The sequence below is a fragment of the Pseudoalteromonas sp. PPB1 genome (assembly GCF_015356275.1).
Lineage (GTDB): Bacteria > Pseudomonadota > Gammaproteobacteria > Enterobacterales > Alteromonadaceae > Pseudoalteromonas > Pseudoalteromonas rubra_D.
In genome coordinates, this window is the sequence record NZ_JACEQV010000020.1 from 68,128 (window position 1) to 88,769 (window position 20,642).

The 20,642-nt window shown below is 48.7% G+C and carries 10 protein-coding genes and 2 pseudogenes; 1 reads left to right on the forward strand and 11 read right to left on the reverse strand.

The window, feature by feature from the left end:
- Position 1: 1 nt before the first annotated feature.
- The 8 genes and pseudogenes from IY568_RS18225 to IY568_RS18260 form a co-directional block, all read right to left on the reverse strand.
- The gene (locus IY568_RS18225; protein ID WP_138538827.1) at positions 2-439 is read right to left on the reverse strand and encodes a hypothetical protein; all 438 of its coding nucleotides are present in this window, start codon (positions 437-439) and stop codon (positions 2-4) included.
- Positions 440-671: 232 nt separating this feature from the next.
- Complete coding sequence (locus IY568_RS18230; protein ID WP_194868330.1) at positions 672-995, reverse strand: hypothetical protein; 324 nt, start codon at positions 993-995, stop codon at positions 672-674.
- 144 nt (positions 996-1,139) lie between these two features.
- Positions 1,140-1,607: a hypothetical protein gene (locus IY568_RS18235; protein ID WP_194868331.1), complete on the reverse strand. Its 468-nt coding sequence runs from the start codon at positions 1,605-1,607 to the stop codon at positions 1,140-1,142.
- Between the two features lie 477 nt (positions 1,608-2,084).
- On the reverse strand, positions 2,085-3,056 hold the full coding sequence (locus IY568_RS18240) for a transposase (protein ID WP_194868332.1): 972 nt from the start codon (positions 3,054-3,056) through the stop codon (positions 2,085-2,087).
- Between the two features lie 286 nt (positions 3,057-3,342).
- Positions 3,343-3,645: pseudogene (locus tag IY568_RS18245) on the reverse strand (transposase); the annotation flags it as partial.
- A 154-nt stretch (positions 3,646-3,799) separates the two neighbouring features.
- Complete coding sequence (locus IY568_RS18250) at positions 3,800-4,516, reverse strand: hypothetical protein (RefSeq protein ID WP_194868333.1); 717 nt, start codon at positions 4,514-4,516, stop codon at positions 3,800-3,802.
- Positions 4,513-5,157, reverse strand: coding sequence for a putative toxin (locus IY568_RS25340; RefSeq protein ID WP_194868334.1), 645 nt, complete (start codon positions 5,155-5,157; stop codon positions 4,513-4,515). Before IY568_RS25340 ends, IY568_RS18250 begins: the two co-directional genes overlap by 4 nt.
- A 202-nt stretch (positions 5,158-5,359) precedes the next feature.
- Positions 5,360-6,331, reverse strand: a complete 972-nt coding sequence (locus IY568_RS18260; RefSeq protein WP_194868335.1) for a transposase — start codon at positions 6,329-6,331, stop codon at positions 5,360-5,362.
- 161 nt (positions 6,332-6,492) lie between these two features.
- Here IY568_RS18260 and IY568_RS18265 point away from each other — a divergent pair.
- A pseudogene (locus IY568_RS18265) lies at positions 6,493-7,311 on the forward strand (IS110 family transposase); the annotation flags it as partial.
- An 837-nt stretch (positions 7,312-8,148) separates the two neighbouring features.
- Here the strand turns inward: IY568_RS18265 and IY568_RS18270 are convergent.
- The 3 genes from IY568_RS18270 to IY568_RS18275 are packed head-to-tail and all read right to left on the reverse strand — an operon-like array spanning position 8,149 to position 20,541.
- On the reverse strand, positions 8,149-15,768 hold the full coding sequence (locus IY568_RS18270) for an RHS repeat-associated core domain-containing protein (RefSeq protein ID WP_323744761.1): 7,620 nt from the start codon (positions 15,766-15,768) through the stop codon (positions 8,149-8,151).
- A gap of 41 nt (positions 15,769-15,809) precedes the next feature.
- Entirely contained in the window at positions 15,810-18,989 is a 3,180-nt protein-coding gene (locus IY568_RS24890; protein WP_228553439.1) for a hypothetical protein, read from the reverse strand.
- Positions 18,982-20,541, reverse strand: coding sequence for a hypothetical protein (locus tag IY568_RS18275; protein WP_194868338.1), 1,560 nt, complete (start codon positions 20,539-20,541; stop codon positions 18,982-18,984). The genes IY568_RS24890 and IY568_RS18275 overlap by 8 nt, the downstream gene beginning before the upstream one ends.
- Positions 20,542-20,642 lie beyond the last annotated feature (101 nt).

Below are 20,642 nucleotides of genomic sequence, written 5' to 3' on the forward strand. Positions count from 1 at the left end.
CTTAGCTATTAATTATGTCGTGAAGGTTGTTTAACTTGGTCTGTAGTTCGATTTCTGCTTTACTTTTAGCGTCTTTTCTCTTGGCGACCTTTTCTTCTGCGTCTTTCACTGCCTTTACTAATGATGCCGATGGGATGTCTTCGCCAGACTCTAAATTATATTTGGCTAGCGACAACTCCAACTCTGCCAGTTTAAGATCTGAATTTGCACTTTCTAGTGCATTTCGGGCTTTGACAATAGCATCGGTTGCCTTTTGAACATCACTGTGTTTAGACACATCAGGGTTGCCCCTTTTCTGTGTAATCGGTGCAACTGATTCCTGAATAATGTCTAGTACTCGCGACAGGTCCTCTGGTGTGCCTGCCTGAGAGGCGTTTTCCTGGACATGAGGTTTTACTGTGTTATCGAATGAACGGAGGTTTCCCTTTTGGGAAGTCATACTAAATTCCTCTTGGTATTGCTGTTTGGTAATGGTGATTTTTGGCAATATACGGTGGTTTTCAGGAGACACCCACCCGTAAATTCACAAGGCGACTGTGTAGTGGTTGTAGTGGTGAGCTAACGCCGATTTAGGCGCGTCCACCTCACCCCCCATCCCAAAGCCCAGACTGAATGTCTAAGGTTTTGGGTGGGTGTCCATTCAATCCATTACTGTACCTCTAACCTTAATATCACTTGCCAAATATCGTATCTTTAACTTTTCTCGTTTTAACATCTACGATAAATTGAGCCCCCCCGCCACGTATGCCTTTTGCTCCGGGAGAAAGGTAGATAGAGTACGCATTTCTCACTTCCTTGCATTCCACATCTTTATATAATTTTGACGTTGGTACTGGAAGCCTCTCTAGGTTAATTTTTTCCAGCTCGTTTAAAGCGACCTGTACCGCAATCGCGCAATTAAGTGAAAGTTTATGAGCAACTCCCCCATCCTCTTCAGATTTTGAAGAAGCAGAAAACCCAACAAAAAGCCACAAAGACAATAACAAAACTTTCATTTTACTTCCTCCTAATCCCCCCGATATAATTTAGGGTTTTAGAATATTTACTTTACTATATTCGACATACTTGTAGCCCTATAAAAATACGCCTTACACGAAGGGGTCATCAAAGAATTGGGGCGCACTTGCACTCATCGAAAGTTAATTTTTAATGGGTATCGCTTTAATAGCCCTGGCTAAGAAACTGAACTTACAATAATTACTTTGCTCCATGACCTTTCCGGATGCCATAACTTTACTCAATGGTATCCAGCCTTTATTTTCAATAACTTGCTCTTTAGAATAAGGACCTGAAGTTTGATGTGTATCTGTATCGATTGCGTAATATTGACAATGATCTTTACCAGTCACTGTCCTTACACCATTAGAATAATCATAGATTAACGCTCTTCTTGATAAATACAAGACTTCTTCAACCATAAAAAACTGAGTGACCATAGAGTCAATAATTACACCTTCTTTTCTTTCATTTCCTTCATAATAAATAATATTCTGATCTGCTCCCATGAAAGCGAAGTAGTATCCATTTTTAATGTGAGTCATTCCGTCTTTCAAACCTGGACCACAACCAGATAGTATTAAAACAAAAATTAAAATTAATAGTTTCAAGCACCCTTCCCTAATCACTTTCAAAAACATCTACCTGTAAATTTACATATCAATGGTCGGCAGGTCCAAACCTGAGTTGCAGGTGTTGGTTATCAGCGTGGCCCACTAACGCCGATTTAAAAACTCCCATTAAACTTTCAGGAGACACCCACCCGTAAATTCACAAGGCGACTATGTAGTGGTCAACTAACGCCGACTTAGGCGCGTCCATCTCATTCCCCATCCAAAAGCCCAGACTGAATGTCTAAGATTTTGGGTAGTTTTTCAAGAGACACCCACCCGTAAATTCACAGACCAATTGTGGGCAGTTTCAAAGTCGAAATGCAAGACTATCAAATTCAGCGCTTCCTATAAGCTCTGAGCAGTGAAAGTCATATGTTTAAACACGAAATCTTGAAGAGTAATCAGATTCGGACAATACGAATGCGCATCCAGGCCTGAACTTAGATAAGTTGAAATGGTGAAAAAGAAAAAGTGTTAACCCAGTAATCGCTCGCACTGAGCCAGGTTAGTGCGTCGCCTTTTGTGAAGGTGTTCACAGTAATCTGTCATCGCTTGCTTTCGCCCTACCGCGCCATGAAACACCTTTGTGAACTGCGTAGTTAGTTTGAGCCAGCTATCCGGCTCTATTTGCAATCGTGTCAGCAGTGGCTGACTATCACAGATGTAACCCCGCTTATCTGCACGCATGCATCGGCCTGTTAGCTCAACCAGCTGTATGTAATAAGTCAGCTCAAAGGGCAATCCTTTGGGCATGTGTTTTCTTGGGTTACCAGCAAAGCGTAGTAAGCTCTTAGGCTGCTTTCCTTGTCGTGCATACTCAATACGCTTTTTAATGCTGGTGTAGTCTGACGTTTCCGGTGTCTCTGCCATTTTGGCTCTGACTGGGTTCAGGTCAACATACGCCAGGCACGCTGCCAGTGCCGCTTCATCCAGTAAGGCCTGTGACTTAAATCGCCCTTCCCAAAACCGGCCTGTACAACCATCTTCTTTATTGGCCTTGCGGGCAATGTCTTCATTCAACACCCGCATGAACCAGCTGATGCTCGCAAGGCGTATTCTGAACTCTCTGATGTCTCCATCAAGCATATTGCGCTCTGACTCGCTCAGCGCATCACCATTGATGAATTTGTGCGTCAACCAGTTGCCCTTAAACAACTTATGCCAGCGAAGAACGATTGCTTTATCTGTTAACCTCTGCGCTTTCTTATCATCTACATACAGCACGATATGCGTGTGATTGCTCATCACCGCGTAGCCACACACATCAATGCAAAACACCTTCGTAAGGGTCAGCAATTTTTCCTCAACCCAATCTCTACGATGTTCAAAAGACTTGCCCGTTACGCGGTCTACGCCGCACAGAAATGCCCGGCGAACACACCGGGATATACAGTGGTAATATTTTGTATCTGATAAGCTGACCTGTCTCTTCCTTGCCATTGGCATAATCCAGCATCCTCAATCCATTGAGCATTACCTAAAGGTAGACGGCGTACCTTACATACGCCACTTTAGGGTGGGTGTCTTTATAACTAGGTGCTGCACACCGCGCTGGCGTGGTTGCACAGAAAAAAGGCGCTCACTGAGCGCCGATTTTGAATGGGTGTCACCCTAAATTATTATTAATCAGGGGGGCGCATTAACGCCGATTTAGAAGCGTCCACCACATAACCCACCCAAAAATCCAGACTGAAATGCCTACCATTTTGGGTGGGTGTCCATGTAACTTTTAACCCTTAAATAACTTATGCCAGCGAATCACTATCGCTTTATCTGATAACCTTTCCGCTTTCTTATCATCCACATAAAGCACAATATGTGTGTGATTGCTCATAACAGCGTAGCCGCACACCTCAATGCAGAACACCTTGGCCAGAGCCAACAGTTTTTCCTCTACCCAGTCTCGACGATGCTCATATGACTGACCCGTTAAGCGATCTCGGCCGCACAAAAATGCCCGGCGGACACATCGGGATATGCAGTGATAGTATTTGGTATCCGATAGGCTAACCTGGCGCTTCCTTGCTGTTGGCATAGTCCATTATCCTCATCCATTGAGTATTATCTAAAGGTAGACGCGCACATTCTGTACGCCAGTTTTGGGGTGGGTGTCTTCCTTAAATTTTCATATATGTCCATGTAACTTTCCTACATATATGTCCATTCAACCTATCCATTTGTAACTCCCTTTACTTCCATTGAGTAAGAACAGCGTTGAGCTCTAGGAAGTTCATTTCCTTTGAAACCGATTTTTCTACATCCTTAATGGTAAACACTCCATCAGAGAATTCACAGTAATCATCCAGTAGTTCTGCGTAATTCTGCCAACTCCGTGGGTCATCAAAGAAACGCATTAAAGTACCATTACAATTACCAACAAACTCTGCTGACCTGCTAATTAATTCAATATCAATGCCATGCAGCTCAATAATCTCATTTGAAACAAAGGTCAACCAATAGAAACCGGGTAAGTATTTACAAAGATCGCGACCAACCCAAGTTTCAATATTGTTATCTCCCTGAGTAATAAAATGACGATTTCTATGAGCATATTCTCCACAATCAGCGGCAAAGCCAAAGTCAATACCTAGCTGAGCAAAACCTTCCAAATAGTCAGTAAGAAAAATAAAAAGGGAGTCATCCGCTAACTCAATAAATACTGATGCTTTACCTAACTGAGGAAAAGAAAGGTCAAATAGCGCTTTTTCTGAATGCAGAAAAAAGCCAACCGTATTCTCTCTCCTAAATAAATCAAATTTTTTTTCATTAGAAACTAAGTTCCCTTTAGGTCTCTTTTCTTCATCTGCACTGTATATAACAGGCTTAAGTGGCTCTGGAAGATTCTGTAGTGCAGCTACTACAACATCTTTTATTGAGCTATCAAAAAATATTCCTGCGATAATCATTTTGGCCCTAAGTCACTCCTACGAATAATTTGATCAAAAGCCCTCTGGCAAGTACCGCTAACACAGGTGTTTTTCCCCGTAACTAGAATAGATTGCCGACCTGATGCCCTAGCTGCCTCGGTCTGAATACGCAACTGTCGCGTCAAGCTCACGCTCTGTGCATCCTTTACTTCTACTGACAGCGTATCTGTCAAAGCATCTGGAATAGAGTTGCCTTCCGCAGTTGAAACCTTTTTGGTGTTTTTAGTTAGCCCTAGATCATTCAGAACCCGAGCTTCTGATGCCCTACCTCTAGCGCTGTTTTCAACTATTTTATAAGCTTTCCTTGCCTTCGCAATGCCGGCTAATGGCGTGAAGTCAGCCATAGCCATAGCCCATTCAGCCGCACTACAACTCGCCGAAGCTCCCATACACATTGCCAGGTCATAACCCGGTGCAAACTCTAAAGCTAGCTGCCCATATTCCTGCGCTTTATCCCAGAACGAATTTCCGTTAAACGCCTGAGCAAAAGCAGCTGTGGCAGCTCCATTGGCAAATTTTCCACCAACCAGCTTCGAAATTGTACCACCAATTATACCTGCAACTATAGTACGGGCCACATTCATAGTTGTGCCAACACCAAGGTTTTTTTCAGAAGACACCCACCCGTAAATTCACAGACCAATTGTGGGCAGTTTCAAAGTCGAAATGCAAGACTATCAAATTCAGCGCTTCCTATAAGCTCTGAGCAGTGAAAGTCATATGTTTAAGCACGAAATCTTGAAGAATAATCAGATTCGGACAATGCGAATGCGCATCCAGGCCTGAACTTAGATAAGTTGAAATGGTGAAAAAGAAAAAGTGTTAACCCAGTAATCGCTCGCACTGAGTCAGGTTAGTGCGTCGCCTTTTGTGAAGGTGCTCACAATAATCTGTCATCGCTTGTTTTCGCCCTACCGCGCCATGAAACACCTTTGTGAACTGCGTAGTTAGTTTGAGCCAGCTACCCGGCTCTATTTGCAATCGTGTCAGCAGTGGCTGACTATCACAGATGTAACCTCGCTTGTCTGCACGCATGCATCGGCCTGTTAGCTCAACCAGCTGTATGTAATAAGTCAGCTCAAAGGGCAATCCTTTGGACATGTGTTTTCTTGGGTTACCAGCAAAGCGCAGTAAGCTCTTAGGTTGCTTTCCTTGTCGTGCATACTCAATACGCTTTTTAATGCTGGTATAATCAGACGTTTCCGGTGTCGCTGCCATTTTGGCTCTGACTGGGTTCAGGTCAACATAAGCCAGACACGCTGCCAGTGCTGCTTCATCCAGTAATGCCTGTGACTTAAATCGCCCTTCCCAAAACCGGCCTGTACAACCATCTTCTTTATTGGCCTTGCGGGCAATGTCTTCATTCAACACCCGCATGAACCAGCTGATGCTCGCAAGGCGTATTCTGAACTCTCTGATGTCTCCATCAAGCATATTGCGCTCTGACTCGCTCAGCGCATCACCATTGATGAATTTGTGCGTCAACCAGTTGCCCTTAAACAACTTATGCCAGCGAAGAACGATTGCTTTATCTGTTAACCTCTGCGCTTTCTTATCATCTACATACAGCACGATATGCGTGTGATTGCTCATCACCGCGTAGCCACACACATCAATGCAAAACACCTTCGCAAGGGTCAGCAATTTTTCCTCAACCCAATCTCTACGATGTTCAAAAGACTTGCCCGTTACGCGGTCTATGCCGCACAGAAATGCCCGGCGAACACACCGGGATATGCAGTGGTAGTATTTAGTGTCTGATAGGCTGACCTGCCTCTTCCTTGCCATTGGCATAATCTAGCATCCTCAATCCATTGAGCATTACCTAAAGGTAGACGGCGTACCTTACATACGCCACTTTAGGGTGGGTGTCCATGTATCTTGTACTACTCACCCCAAAAATCCAGACTGGATGCCTACGATTTTGGGTGGGTGTCCATGTAACTTTCTTGCACCTGGTGCCAGCACAACACGTCACCCCTTTTGTCAGAGGGAATAAAAATGATAAGAATGATTGTCTTGCCATTTATGAAGCCAGTCAGCGGCCTTACATTCGCTTTGTGCCTGTGAAATCAGAATCACAGCAAGCCGTCTTATTACTGCACCGGATGAGGGAAAGGTTAATGAAGGCGCGTACCGCATGCCTGAATCAGACCCGCAGTTTTCTGCTTGAATTTGGCATTGAAACACCTAAAAGTTATCGCGCTTTTTACAATCACATTCAGACCTTACTCGACCAACAACTGCAACCGGTCATTTTGTTGCTGATACACGAAACTTGCGCCGAGTTGAGAGCCTTTGAACGCCAGTTAAGGCAGCTCGATTCTTTGTTTAGAGGTGCAAACCAACGCAGTCCGGCTGCTGAAATCATGCAATCCCTGCCAGGTGTAGGCCCAATCATCGCGTCTGCTTTTAGTGCCAGCATAGATAAAGGCCAGGCATTTAATAGTGCCAAAGAGTTCGGTGTCTGGTTAGGGCTCACGCCCAGACAATATGCTTCCGCCGATAAAAGCGTTCTGAGCCATATCACCAAGCGAGGGGACAGGTATCTGCGCAAGCAATTAATCCACGGTGCTCGTACTGTGGTCACACATGCACATAAAAAAGACGATGATTTAAATCGCTGGGTTACCGCTTTGCGAGAGCGTGTTGGTGTCAATAAAACCATTGTGGCAACTGCCCACCGGCTGGCCAGGTTGATGTGGATATTACTACAGAAGAATGAACCTTATCAGCCGCAATATACACAATCGGGGGCGACACAATACATCTAGGGTTAGGTTGTCAGTTAAGCTCAAGGAAGACAAGGGTCACTGAACCCGTGTGGGTGTAGTGAGCCACTGACAACCGCTTATCTGTTTGCCAAAGTACGATGAAAAAAGGTCCAACCCTGCCTGCGCAAAACCCGACAAAGGCACGGTCGTTACAGACCGAGTGGGTGTATTAATTTTAGGGTGTGCAGGCTCGGAACTCATTAGGGGCGCTGGATAACCAGTTAAGCCCGGATATATGTCAGAGCAACACATTTATAGCGGACTGGACCAAGCATCAGGCATGGCAACACAGGTAACATAACGAACGGGATAACGAAAACTCGCTACCCCGCAGGCCTACTCGGCTTGACATCGCTGGAGCGTCCATATATGTCTTTATAACTTTTATTAGGGTGGGTGTCCTTATAACTTTACATCGCTGGAGCGTCCATATATGTCCTTGTAACTTGCCCTTGTAACTCAAATCCTTATCCAATAACTCCACTTTCAACTAGATAAAATAACACGGCGGTACAAAATAAAAACATCAATAGTCGCTTATCTTTTCTCTTGTTTTTAATGCGATAGTCTTCTTTAGATATAAATATTAAAGGAGAAAACTTAACATCCATAAAAAAAGAAAAACAGCCTAAAAAAAGCACTCCCGAAACCATAAAAAAAGCGTCAACAATATAAATCACTAACAACAGTGGAGAGAATAGTAGCGAAAAAAAAGACACCCAACTTAAAGCTCTATACTTTCTGTAATAAATAAAACCACAATTCCTACACTTTAAGGGAAAGAATTCACATGCAAAAAAAGCATTAAACTTAAGTTTCGCATTACAATTCGTACAGTTATTCACCATATACTCCAATCCCATTTTGAATTAAATGCTCTACTGTCAAATTATTACCATATACTTGGGACGCCCTCAGCATCCCTCCAACCAAAGCCAAAGAGGCAACAGCTCCTCCTGCATGATATTTCACACCTATTGATGCTGAGATGCGTCCTGTTAAGTAAGCCTGTGATACATCACTCTGTGCGGTAACATCATATAAATCATATAACCCCTTATTGACCTCAGATTGAGTACTAGGGTCATGTAAATACTCATATATCGCACCGCCTATTCTAGCAGAGTCATTATATAGTATATCAAAATTTGCCGTACAGCTTTGTGCTCCTGTTGCCAATGAACATGCACCATAATAATAAAATTTACCTGCATGTTTTGTTACATGCCATGCATCTGATACAACTGATACAGCCCCATCAACCACTAACTCCGGTAGAGACTTTTCTTCATTAGTGGCTCGTTTAGTTATTTCTGTACGAAGCATTTCCCTACCCTCAGCATTCAACAAGTGCATCATAGCAGCTGTTCGTGCGCCATTTGAGAACTTACCACCGGTAATAGCACTCGCTGTACCACCAACAATAGCAGCCACAGCCGTTCTACCTGCAATTGCCGTCCATGCGCGGTTATTCATATTAAACCCGGCATTGCCCATGGCCATTTTAGTAAAGCCAGCCGCAATAAATCCATGTCCGAATTTGCCACCTGACAGGACACTAGTGACGCCACCCACAAGTGCATGACTTCCAGCCCATTGCAATTGTTGGCCAAGTTCCAAGTCTGCGAATGATAAGTTTGAACCTGGCTTGATACCGAACTTAGCTTTAAAGTGCTTACCTATCTGCTGAAAAGCATAAGCAGAGGCCGCCGATATGGCACCACTCTTTAAAGATGCACCAAAGTCCCCCGTCACAGCATAAGTTTGCGCCGCATTATAAGCCCCCAAACAAGCTGGGGCTCCGGGACCACAAACTATCCCAATCCCAATCTGAGCAGCCGCATTAAGGACCGGCACTTTAGAAATTGCACGTAGCGCATTTCCTATCGTCCCCTGCCAGTACTTTTTATACAAGCTGCCAAGCTTATTAAACAAATACCCACTAGGATCCGTATACGAAAGCGGATTATTCAGCACGTATGTATAGGCGTTATAATTCTGCAGATTACTCGGCGCCTGCACCACCGGATCCGCCTGCATAAACCGGCCGGTGTCTGCATCGTAGATCCGACCATTCATATGAATGATGCGGTTATCGCCGCCCAGCGTAATGGGCTCATGGCCCGTATAACTGCGGCTGTTCGCAGGCACCCGGGTAAAGATCCCCATTGTAGCTGCGGACCATTGAGTGTAGCTGGTATCACTGCTGGGCGGTCTGACTACCTCGCTTTGTTTACCAAATACGTCATAGCTAAAGCGTTTGAGGAACTTACCGGCATAATCGGTAATGGCCACCACTGAGCCCTGATGGTCCGTAAACAGCCATTGCAGGCTGGCCTGCCCATTCGGGTGATACGTCTGCACCGCATCGCCGTTAATGCTGCGACGCACATAATGCTGATTGGCAAATTCACCACTGGCGCCTTCATCCACAATCTCCAGCGCGCCAACATAGTAGATGGTTTTGCTGCCTTCTGTGCGCTTATAACGGCGGTTATTAGCGTCGTACTCAAAGTTTATCACCTCGCCATTTTGGCTGATTTGGGTGACCTTGTTACGGGCGCTGTAGGTCAGCGTACGTTCCTGCGACATCCCACTGAGCAAGACCGTTGCACCTGTCTGATTGCCATTGGCATCGTAACGGAAGGTTTCGGTCTGTGACCCTTTAACCCGCTCATAGATGGCATGTAAAGGTTCACCTGCCTTGCCATACTTTTGCGTCCAGCCATCTTTGCTGGTGAGGTCACCGTTTGCATCGTAGCCATAACGAACCTCACCGTTCACCGTCGTCACCCGATTCAGTGCATCGTAGCCAAAGGTGGTCGCTGTTTCTGCCGCAGTCAGGGCGCGACTGGTCAGATTCCCCAGCGCATCAAAGGTGTAACTGTGCTGCTGAATGTGACTGTAAGCACTGTGCTCATCTACGCCCAGCGTCTTCAGGTTGCCACGGCTGTCATAGCCCACCACCATGCTGAAGTGACCTTTTTTATAGCCAATCACACGTCCGGCACTGTCTTCAGATTCGGCAACATAGTAAAGTTGTCCGGCATCCCCCTCGCGCGCTTCCTGCTTCTGATACACCTGGCCTGCGCTGTAATACAAGCGCTGGCCCCGGGCCTCTACAAAGCGGCCGCGATCCCGGGTACGACGATAGTCATCAAACTGCTGGAACACCCGGCCATATTCATCAAAGGTGGTCAGCTGTACAACACATTTAGCATCATGCACTGAGGCCAGTGCGTCGGTTATCCGCACATCTTTGGTGGCAGGCTCATAGCTGACTTCATCTTTACAGCTCAGTGCGCTTTCCAGATCGGTGACCGATGCGACCTGACGCCCCAGCGGATCGTACAGGTATGACCGTGCCCAGCTGCCGCGTTGCTCGCTGTCCAGACGCCAGGGCTGGCTGGGGTGATAGTGCCACTGGCTATCAACCGCATCGTTAATGTTGAGCTGTGTTTTACGGCCAAGGTCGTCATACACAAAGCTCTGCTTATCGCCATTGGCATCAGTTTGTGTCAGCAGTTCGCCCAGTGCATTATAGGTGTACTGCCAGTTGCCCCGGTCAACATCTTCAGTGCCCTCTTTACGGCCTGTGATCAGATTGTAGGTGTTGGTGATAAGAGCAGTATTACCCTCGGCAGAGGACTTCACCGTTTCCAGCAAACCGAGCCGGTTGTAGCTGTAGGTCAGCACCTGACCGGTCTGATCCGTTACTGTGTGCTTCTCGCCATGCACATTGTGTGTGGTGATGGTCGTTTGGGCTCCTCCCGGAATATCACTGCCATTTGTGGCCGTCACTTGCGCGGTGAGTGTTCGATCTTCCACCCGCTGAGTAGTCGTTAAGTCCAGCTGATGGTCATCCACCTGGATCACGCGATCCAGCACATCATAATAGGTGTGCGTTGATGCATGGCCTGCCGGCGTGACAACCACAGCCCGACCAAACTTATCATAATGGGTGGTATCCTGGAGCCACTGCCCTTTAGGCGTCAGGCGCGCCTTAGCTAACACTCGGCCAAGGCGATCATAGTAAGTGCGTGCGACCAGTTCAGTATTCACATAAGTTGCACTGGCAAATGCACAGTAGGCTGGCGCACCAATCAGGCAGTCCGTCATCAGGGTGCGTTGCTGTGCCCCGCTGGGTGAATGGCTGCCAATCTCACCGCCAAACGCATCATAGTAAGTGTACTGCGACACCCCATCGGCATTGCGGGCCTCTGTCACCTGGCCATACTTATTCCGCGATATCACCTGCGCAGATGTGAATATTCCATTGTGCTGCGACACCACATAGCGCCCTTCACCGTCATAGGTCGTGGTGCTGGTTCGGTTGATAGAGTCTGAACAACCGTCTTTACTTTGCACCTGCTTGCTGATGAGGTTACCAAAGTCATCATAGCCATTCGTGGTTTTCAGGTAGGCATCGCAAGCTCCATTGGGCTCCACGATTTCGGTTTCCAGCAACCCTGCCAGCGCACCACTTTGTATGTAAGTGAAGTGACTGGTACGACTGATATAGCCCTGTCCTGCACGGGCATGTATCACAACCGCATCGCGCAAACGACCCAGCGCCTGCTCTTCTGGGGTGCCATAGTAATTGGATGTCGTCACACCAGATACCACAGTAACAGGCTCTTGCAGAACCAGATCTCCCAAAGTACTTTTATCATGCGGGTACTTAGCAACCACCATCTTGGTCACGTTGCCATAGTCATCCTGGATTGTGGTGGTCTGGCTGCAATCATACCCGTCTGCCCAATATTTGTCGGTATTTACTCGGGCACTACAAGTACGGCTTTTCTGATTGTAAACCTGATAAAAGGTCCCTGTTAAGCCGGGCTTAGCAACCTCAGCGTAGTCATCATAGGCATCACTCAGCACCTGTGCCCTGCCATCCACATACAATGTTTTAGTGGTACGCTTTGGCATACCCGTGAGCGGGAAGGCCTGTTCGTACTCTGTGCGAGTAGCAATGTGCAGACCGTCTTTGGTGGTGTTGGTGGTCAGCGCCGAAAAGCCCAGCCAGCCACGACCACCAAATTGCACCCGCGCGCCTTCATATTCATAGGTCACGCTCAGCGTTGTGTCGCCCGTTTGCGTATCCAGAGCACTGGTTTGCACCTCACGGACCAGACTGGCTCCGGCTGCCAAATCGGTGACTTTGAGGTCACTGTCGGCTTGCATTTGTGCGCTAACCGCTTCATCCCCTTTGCGATAAACAGCAGGGTCGGACATGTCACCATAGTAAATCCTGGTCTGATTGCCCATCCCCTGTGTGATGGTACTCAGGCGCCCGGCCCCAAATTGCTGATATGTACGGCCATACTGGGTGATCTGATGATGGTTTTGCGCCACCAGCTCAGGGGTGCCGTCACCGTCCATGTCTGCAAAAAACACCATCGCGCCAGACGTTGGTGTCTGGTCAAGCCGATAAGCCACCTCCGTTGGCGTGTTAAAGGTTCGGGTGCCCGGCTCAAACTCGTAACGATACAAGCCAAACTCTCGCGGGCCAGTGGTCGATTTACCCGTCACATAAAGCTCTGATTGACCGTCGCCATTGAGATCGGCCAGCAGGGGGGCCCAGATAGCGACTTCCCTTGTAATGTTGACATTATCAGGGGGCGTGAGGGTCGTGATCGCATCCCGGTCAAAGAACAACCCTTCTCCATGTGCCGGGCGACCCAGTACGACTTCCCAGTCGTCATCCTGATTCTGATACATCAGGTCCAGCGTCCCGTCACCGTTGATGTCCATCGGTGTCAGGCTGCTATGTACAACAGGCTGAGATGAGTAAGTGCCCACTTCGAACTTATGTTTAAGATTGGCTGGATCATAGCGATTATAAAAGACAAACACATAGTCATACTTGCCAGGTTCACGACATCCGTCCTTTGCGCAGGTAGATGTCACCAGATCAGCCTTGCCGTCAAAGTCCATATCCATAAAGTAAAAGGGAGCATCGTTCTCCAGGTTACGTTGGATATCCTGATGATAACCTAATGAAATATCGCCATTCAGCACCAGGCGCGGCTGCTGATAGGCTGTTGTGTCGGTATACATTAAGTCGTCAAAGCCATCACCATTGGCATCGCCAATGCGGAGCGCCTTCATACTGCCACTCCCCGTGATAGAGCTGCTCTGCCAGGGGGTTTTATCAAACACAAAATATGTCCACTGGATGCTCACGTCGGCGCCATGAAGCGGCTTTTTGGTCTGGATCAACAGCCCCTGAGTTCCATCTCCTTCACGATCAAAGGGCATCATGCTGACACTGTCTTCGCGGTTATACGTGTCTATCACCTGACACTGGGTGGTACCATCACGCTTTATCAGGCACAATTCATGCTGGTAGGTGTCCTGCAGCTGGATCAGCGCCGCCAGCTCCGGCTCGCCATTGCCATTGCTGTCCAGAATACTGGTCGCAACGATTTTCTCATGCATACCCACACCAAGCAGATCCTGGCTGGCTGACATCTCCGGATAGGTTTTGGTTTGCTCATAGTCAAATGTCACTGGCTGTTTGCACGTTGCATCACCGTCTGACACAGGTCGGTCGCAATGGCGTACCTGCTTGAGTTGACGCACCCCATTAGCCCCACGCTCCGTCTGTAACTCATAGTAATGCAGTGGCGTTTGACCTTTGCTGACCCGGATGTCCGTCAATTCTGCCTGTGCCTGCATGGGCTGCGATACCGCCTCCAGGCTGTAGGCCAGATTACGCACGGGACCCGCCTGATAGTTAAAGGTCACGGTATATCCGCTATAATTAATGCTCGATAACACGGTCTCCAGCTGCCCCAGCGCGGAGTCCGGACGACCAGCTAAGCCGCCATGACGATAACGATACTGGATGACGTTTGCGGCAGGCTCGGTTGCAGCGCCCGCGGCGGCAACACTGTCCATGCTCTGTCGTATCAACCAGCTGGACGGGTACTGCTCCCCCCCAGCCTGACTATTGTCTGTGCCGCCATAAATACGTTTGCTGCCATCTTTACCATACACAACAAACTGCACCTTGTAGCTTTCTTCTCCTGGCTCAATCTCAATGCGCTGCTGGGAATCTATTTCAGTGCGATACTCTGCACCCACCTTACCGTGTTCTGCGTTGTTGATCAGTATGAGCCGCTGACCATCCAGGCAATAGCGATCTTCATTATCCAGACCAATAGAAACCGGTTTAAATGCGCCGTCCTGCGCCAGCGTCTGACGACAGCGCGTAATGGCCGAGCCTGCCGACAGTTGCCACCCCTGAGCCACTGACGATGCCGGTTGCTGACTGTTGTAATTGAGGCTCACCTCAGGTGTTACCCCAGCTATTCCCTGTGGTAATGCAATGGGAATGCTATACGTTGCCGCCCCTTGCTCGTTGACCCGGAAGCTGCCCGCTGTGAAGCTATACTTATAGTGGGTGTCCAGTGCACTGCTACTCGCCGCTTCAAAACTGGCGGTTGCCAGCGGTGGAGAATGCGGGGTTATCTGACCCTGCGCTAAGCTATCCAGCACAGTGGTGGTTTGCTCTGCCGACGGCGTAGAGCAGAATTCAGTTGTATTGTTCGGGTTAGCTGCATTCACTGCCACATCAATACAAGCCTGGGCATAAAAGCGGTGGCTGCCGTTGGGATAGACCAGCACTGCCTCTGCCTGACGATTTTCCGCCGCATGGCTGGTTGGTGCAGTATTGCTGGCCACATCCACCAGCTTAAACCTGGCCAGATCGCGGCCGTAGCTAAATTCGGCTTTAATACGGCCTGCGCCTTCGGGCGTTAATGTCAGGTCAGGGGCACTTAGTAAGCCATCACGGGGGTCGAGTTTATTGGTTCCCAGCACTGTTTCTGCCACGTCACTGACGTTGTCGCCATCCGAGTCAACCCAGTCGTTACACAGGGCATCCTTATAACAATGGCCATAGTAGTAATACAGCGTACTGACTACTGCCTGATTATAGGTAACGGCATAGCCCGACGACCACTGAACTTCGAGCAAGAACTGCGACCGCGACAGATCAGTCTTTAACCTGTTGATCCAGTAAGCTCTGTCGTAACCCGCCAGGCCATTGGCCGACAAGTGATACGTCAGATTAATCAGCTGGTCGTAAAACTGCGTCTCATCCAATGACGGAGCAAAGCGCTGTTGACCCTCTGTTGATGCCAACATTGCATCCGCAACTTCCAACAGCGTGACATTATGATGTATCACTGCATAAGCCAGAAAAGACAATTCATGACGGGTCAGATCCCGGCCTAAAACCAGATAGCCAAGACGCAGCAATGAATACAGCGCCTCGACATCCTCTCCAGGGGTCCAGCCTGCGGGAAACGCCTGTGTAAATGCATCCAGCAAAGGCGAGTTGTCCATGTCGCCCCAGCGCAGCGGTTGCAGACCTGCGGCATGACGGTCGAGCTTATGTAACTGACCGTCTTCGGTTACTGCCCAGATCTGATTGCCAACCACCATGGGCTTCTGGCTCACCTTAGCGCCAAGCTGGTATAAATAATCTATGGCACCGGTTGTGGCATTGAGCACATATAAAGCACCGTCTGCTGAACCATAAAATAACTGGCCGCTGAGCTGGTCGTCACCGACCACCAGACCTTCGGCCTCAACAGCGCACGCGTGGCTGTTTTCCATAACTGGGTGCCTATCTGGCTCCAGGCATAAATATGATGGTCCTGCGATCCGGCAAACACCACATCGCTGCCAATGCCCGACTGCGTTACTATCGGGCGAGAGCTGAGCTGCCCGCCCGTTTCGCGAAACCACTGGGTTTGGAGATCTTTCTCGGCGTAAAGCGCGTTACCTTTACCCAAATACTGCTGTCCATTAAAGCCAACGGTGGGCGTATAGTTCAGAGGGTCTGCCACGTCACCAGACGTACCATCTACATTGTAAGTTGAGTAACTGGCATTGGTTAACGCATTTTTGATGCCCACCACAAAGCCACCCTGCGTATAGGCTTGCTCTATCGGCTCAGGGACCTTCACCCTGAGCCTGGTGCTGTCGATATACCTAACGTCAGCTGCACCCAGCTGATGGCTGACTCCGGTGGTATTTTGTTGCACCGACACGATATTGCCCTGTGGGGCAAACGCCACACCGGTTACCACATATTCCCGCTCGCCACTGCCGGGAACAACCGAGACAATTTTTGCGTTCACGTGCTGCACAGAAAAAGTACTTTGTGCACTTTGAACACTCTGCGCACCATTGCGGTTAAATGCCGTCACCCGATATGTAACCGTCTGGTTGGCGGCGGGCCGTGTGATCGCATATTGTGCTTCAGGCGCGCTGGCACTGTAAGGTCGGGCTTCCAGTTGCTGGTTCAATACTTCCCAGTCACTATTGCCTGCCAATTTGCGCTCAAGTTTAAAATACAGCGCTAAATCAGCCTGGCTGGCATAATTCGACGCGGATTCAATGTTGAGTGTATAAGGGCCAAAATAATAGTCGTCGTTATCAAAATAAGCCGGTGGGGGCGCATCGCCCTGATTATGAATGGTCGTCTGAGCGCAGTATGACGTACTATATGTTTTAGGCCCCGTGTGATCTTCATTGGTAGCAACAGCGCAGTACACCGCGCGTTTGTTATGATCCACAGGCGGTTTTGTCACGGACTGCTGTAACGGCAGGTTGTCTGCACTGAGCGATGGCCCAGCGCGATGCCAGTTTGTCAGGTCATGATCCCATGCTTGATCTGCGGTGCCAACAAACTCGTAAAGCTCATACTGGTTGGCATGATCTGCTCCACTTCTTACTAGCGTAATCTTGATCACACCCGGAGATGCAGTGCCATCATGCTCCAGCACCACTTGTGGGTTCGTGGGGACCTCAGAATTCAGTGTAAATGAATAAGACGCGACACTGTCAAAGGCCCGCTCAGTAGAGGCACTGCACACACTGCCCTGTCGCAAATAGGCTCTGGCCTTTACGTTCAAGTTTTTTGGCAGGTATGACGAAGGTGACCAGGTGAGTTTTGCGACCAGGCTGTTATTGTCATCTTCCAGGTTGGGTAATGCCTGCTCTACGACTGCGCTGGCAATCTCTCCACCAGCTTCTTCACTGAACAAGGCTACGCGGCACAGATAACCAGGTTCAGAACTTAATGCACCAACCAGGATCTCTTCTTCGAACGCTGTGCCCCGCATTCGCTGCAACCCTTCGGACGGGTTAAGGTCATCCGAGTTCGGGACATGCAGCGCAACGCCCGCACTTTGGATAGTGGAAAAGGTCAGCGAAGAGCGCGCCTGAGCATCCGTTAACCCGGAGTTGTCATTCACCAGGACTAACAGGTGGTAACGCCCGGGCTGTGGCACTGAGAACTCTGCGGTATAGGTGTTATTTTGCCCCTGTACTAAAGCGCTGCTCACCGAAGTGGCCCCTTCGCAGCTGGTCAGCGTGGCAGACGACGCTGCGCGCGGCATGTAGCACACTGAAATTCGGTCTTTACTTACAGCCTGACTGTCATCAACCACGGAAAACGCCAGCTTAAGCGAGGTACCCGGCAAAACGACGTCGTCCCGGAGGGATACGTTGGTCAGGTTAGGCCGGGTTGCCACATTAATCGCAATCTCGTTGGATTCCCCTCCTCCGGCTAATGCCTTAAACCGAGTCGAGCTTGAGATACGAACTTGCCGATAACAGTACGTATCGCTTCTATTTACCGTTTCGTTGCCAGACTTGAAGCACTGCGCATTCAGCGACCCTGTGCTTAAAGTGAGAGAATTCGTGCGATTGATCAGGGCAACATTATTGGCATTCACTTTCAGCGTGGCTGAGCTGGGCCAGTTGGCCGAAGTTTCATCCTGGTCCTGAACATGCGCAACGGCTATGATATCTTGCTCACCAGACAGCATTACGTCATTTTCAAGCGGCTGGCCGTCCATGTTATACAGTGTCAGGGAGACGCTTGAGCTGGTGTTGTCTTCAGTGATAACTTCTGTTTGATGCTCACTGCTGGATGACACACCATATTTATCTGTGGCCGTTGCCCTGAACGTGAGACGCTGTCCATACTGCTGCTCATAAGACAAGGTGGCAGTAACCTCGCCACGATCATTAAAGCCACTGCATCGTCCTTGAGCATCGCTGGTACATGAAATCACCGGGTCACAACGCTCCTGAGATTCAATCAAACAGATTTTCAAAGATTCGATATCACGACCATCATCAGTCGCAGTAGCCTTCAGCGTAACCGTTTTACCCTGAGCACTGGTCGACTCTAGTGTGACCTCTGGAGGGGTCTCTTCGACAACGCCAATCTGAGGTCGGCATACCGCAGTCTCTACGTAGAGACCACCACTGACTTCTCCACCCCTTTTTCCTTTTAACGATTTATTATTTTCGGTATATAAGTATTCAACACGAAGGGAGTAGTATCCCAATTCAGATATCGTCCCTGTATAAGATGCAACAGTGGGTAAAATAGAAAAGTTACTGACCTGCTTGGTTGTGTGATTGGTTAGCTCAACTCTCGCATAATCCGCACCCATTGATTTCTTGTAAATATTGAACGTAACTTCCGTGGGGAATTGCTGACCCTTAGGCATCACGAAAGTGTCACCGGCACCTAAGCAATATTCTGTTTGCCTTCGCATAAGTTCTTCCGGAACAGAGACAGCAGCAAATGCTGTCTCACAAAATAACAGCATCCAAACCACAATTATGAATCGTTTACTCATTGCCCGCTCCTGTGTCTTGTGTCCATTCCACGGTGATCATGTTGTCGTTATAGGCGGCATTTTGAATGCTACGTGCCAGCTCGCGCTCTGACGGCAGGTTTAAGGGCACAGAAAAGTGATCGATTGGGCCACCGGGGTCTATCGGATCGGGATTGATCGGATCAGCGGGGTCTGTGGGTCCATTGTCATTAAAGGCGCTCGGGTCATCAATTGAAATCGCCGCCACACTGCGGTGACCATCACTGGCACTGATAAAAGGAAGGTAAAGGGTGCGTGTCAGCGCGTCCACCGACGGAGTAACCAGGTAGTCGCTTTGGCGCATATGGGCAGGCAAGTAAGCACTTTGATATAAGCCGCTCAATGCCGCATCGTACTCCATGACCAATCCCTTGCGGTCAATAAAGACGATGCTGGAATCAAAACCCGGTTGCGTAAAGTTCGTCCCCGATAACCGGTGGCTGGCACCCGAAGCACCACTGATGGGCACACCCGTCAACCCCTGCCGCTTGACCATCACGGCACCGGCAATGACACCGTCTGACGTCGTCCTGCAATTCACCCGGGTAGAGTATTGCACAGCGAGCCGACATACTTCTCCGCTGCCATCTAACCTGCTTACCCCGAAGTACAGATAACCATTGAACGACAAGGGTTGGTTAAGCACTTTGCCGCTGAGCTGCTGTGTCCAGACCACTTTGGCTTGTGCCTGACTATGATCTATTTTGTGCAGTGCATTACGCTTATCAGTCAAAAACAGGTATTTGTCATCTACGGCAATAACGGTACGAGGCACAGGATCAAGCCCGATGGATTGTAAACGCACAGAATAGACCCCCTGATGAACGGTGTCGGCATCTGCTACGTCATGGTAAATAAGCTGGAGTTGTTTTTCGACTGTTCGCTGGTTGTGGCCTTCAGCACGGAGTGTAAAGCGGGCACTCTGCCCCAGTTTGACAGTTTCACTGCCATGACCCGGTAAGCCGGTGCGATAGGGCTGACCATCTTTCAGTAAGCTGACATTATGCGCACCCGCCACTTTCCAGCTCAGTTTAGTCTGCTCCCAGGGGAGCACCGTCAAACTGTCGGTCTGGAATGACTCTATACTCAGATAATAGTGCTGCGCATCATATTGCTGCGCAACAAAGCCCGCTCCGCAGCCGACCTGATTACAGGGAATGATCAAATAACGGGCATCACTGAATGGCGCAGCTAATGTATAACTGCGACCATAACTTTGATAACGAGGTATAAAAACCTCGCTTGTGTTTGGTAAAGGGGCACTACCGGCATTCGCCTGGCTCAGTGGGTCTCTCTCGTTGCCCATAATCCCTGCGTCAATCGCCCTCTTATCGCGTGCCTGGTAAACCTCATAGCCGCGATAGGCTTCGATGTAATAGTAAGTTGCACCCGAAACGGCGACCCAGCTGAGCTGATCGCTGCTGCCTTTCAAATGTAACCCACTGGCATGGGGGGGTAATTGAGGCGTGTATTGATTAGACCCGGACGTTTGCTGGGCGTTGGCGGCCTGCACACCGACAAAAAATACTAACAAGAAAAAACATAAATTAAACCAACCCAAAACAACACCACTTGAATGTTAAATTATTTGGGCGCAAATGTACCAGCATCAGCGATTCACGAAAACCCGAAACA

Excerpts from the sequence above, each read along its gene's own strand:
- IY568_RS18225 (WP_138538827.1), bottom strand. The coding sequence starts at position 439 with ATGACTTCCCAAAAGGGAAACCTCCGTTCATTCGATAACACAGTAAAA.
- IY568_RS18230 (WP_194868330.1), bottom strand. The coding sequence starts at position 995 with ATGAAAGTTTTGTTATTGTCTTTGTGGCTTTTTGTTGGGTTTTCTGCT.
- IY568_RS18240 (WP_194868332.1), bottom strand. The coding sequence starts at position 3,056 with ATGCCAATGGCAAGGAAGAGACAGGTCAGCTTATCAGATACAAAATAT.
- IY568_RS18250 (WP_194868333.1), bottom strand. The coding sequence starts at position 4,516 with ATGATTATCGCAGGAATATTTTTTGATAGCTCAATAAAAGATGTTGTA.
- IY568_RS18260 (WP_194868335.1), bottom strand. The coding sequence starts at position 6,331 with ATGCCAATGGCAAGGAAGAGGCAGGTCAGCCTATCAGACACTAAATAC.
- IY568_RS18270 (WP_323744761.1), bottom strand. The coding sequence starts at position 15,768 with ATGGTGGTTGGCAATCAGATCTGGGCAGTAACCGAAGACGGTCAGTTA.
- IY568_RS24890 (WP_228553439.1), bottom strand. The coding sequence starts at position 18,989 with ATGAGTAAACGATTCATAATTGTGGTTTGGATGCTGTTATTTTGTGAG.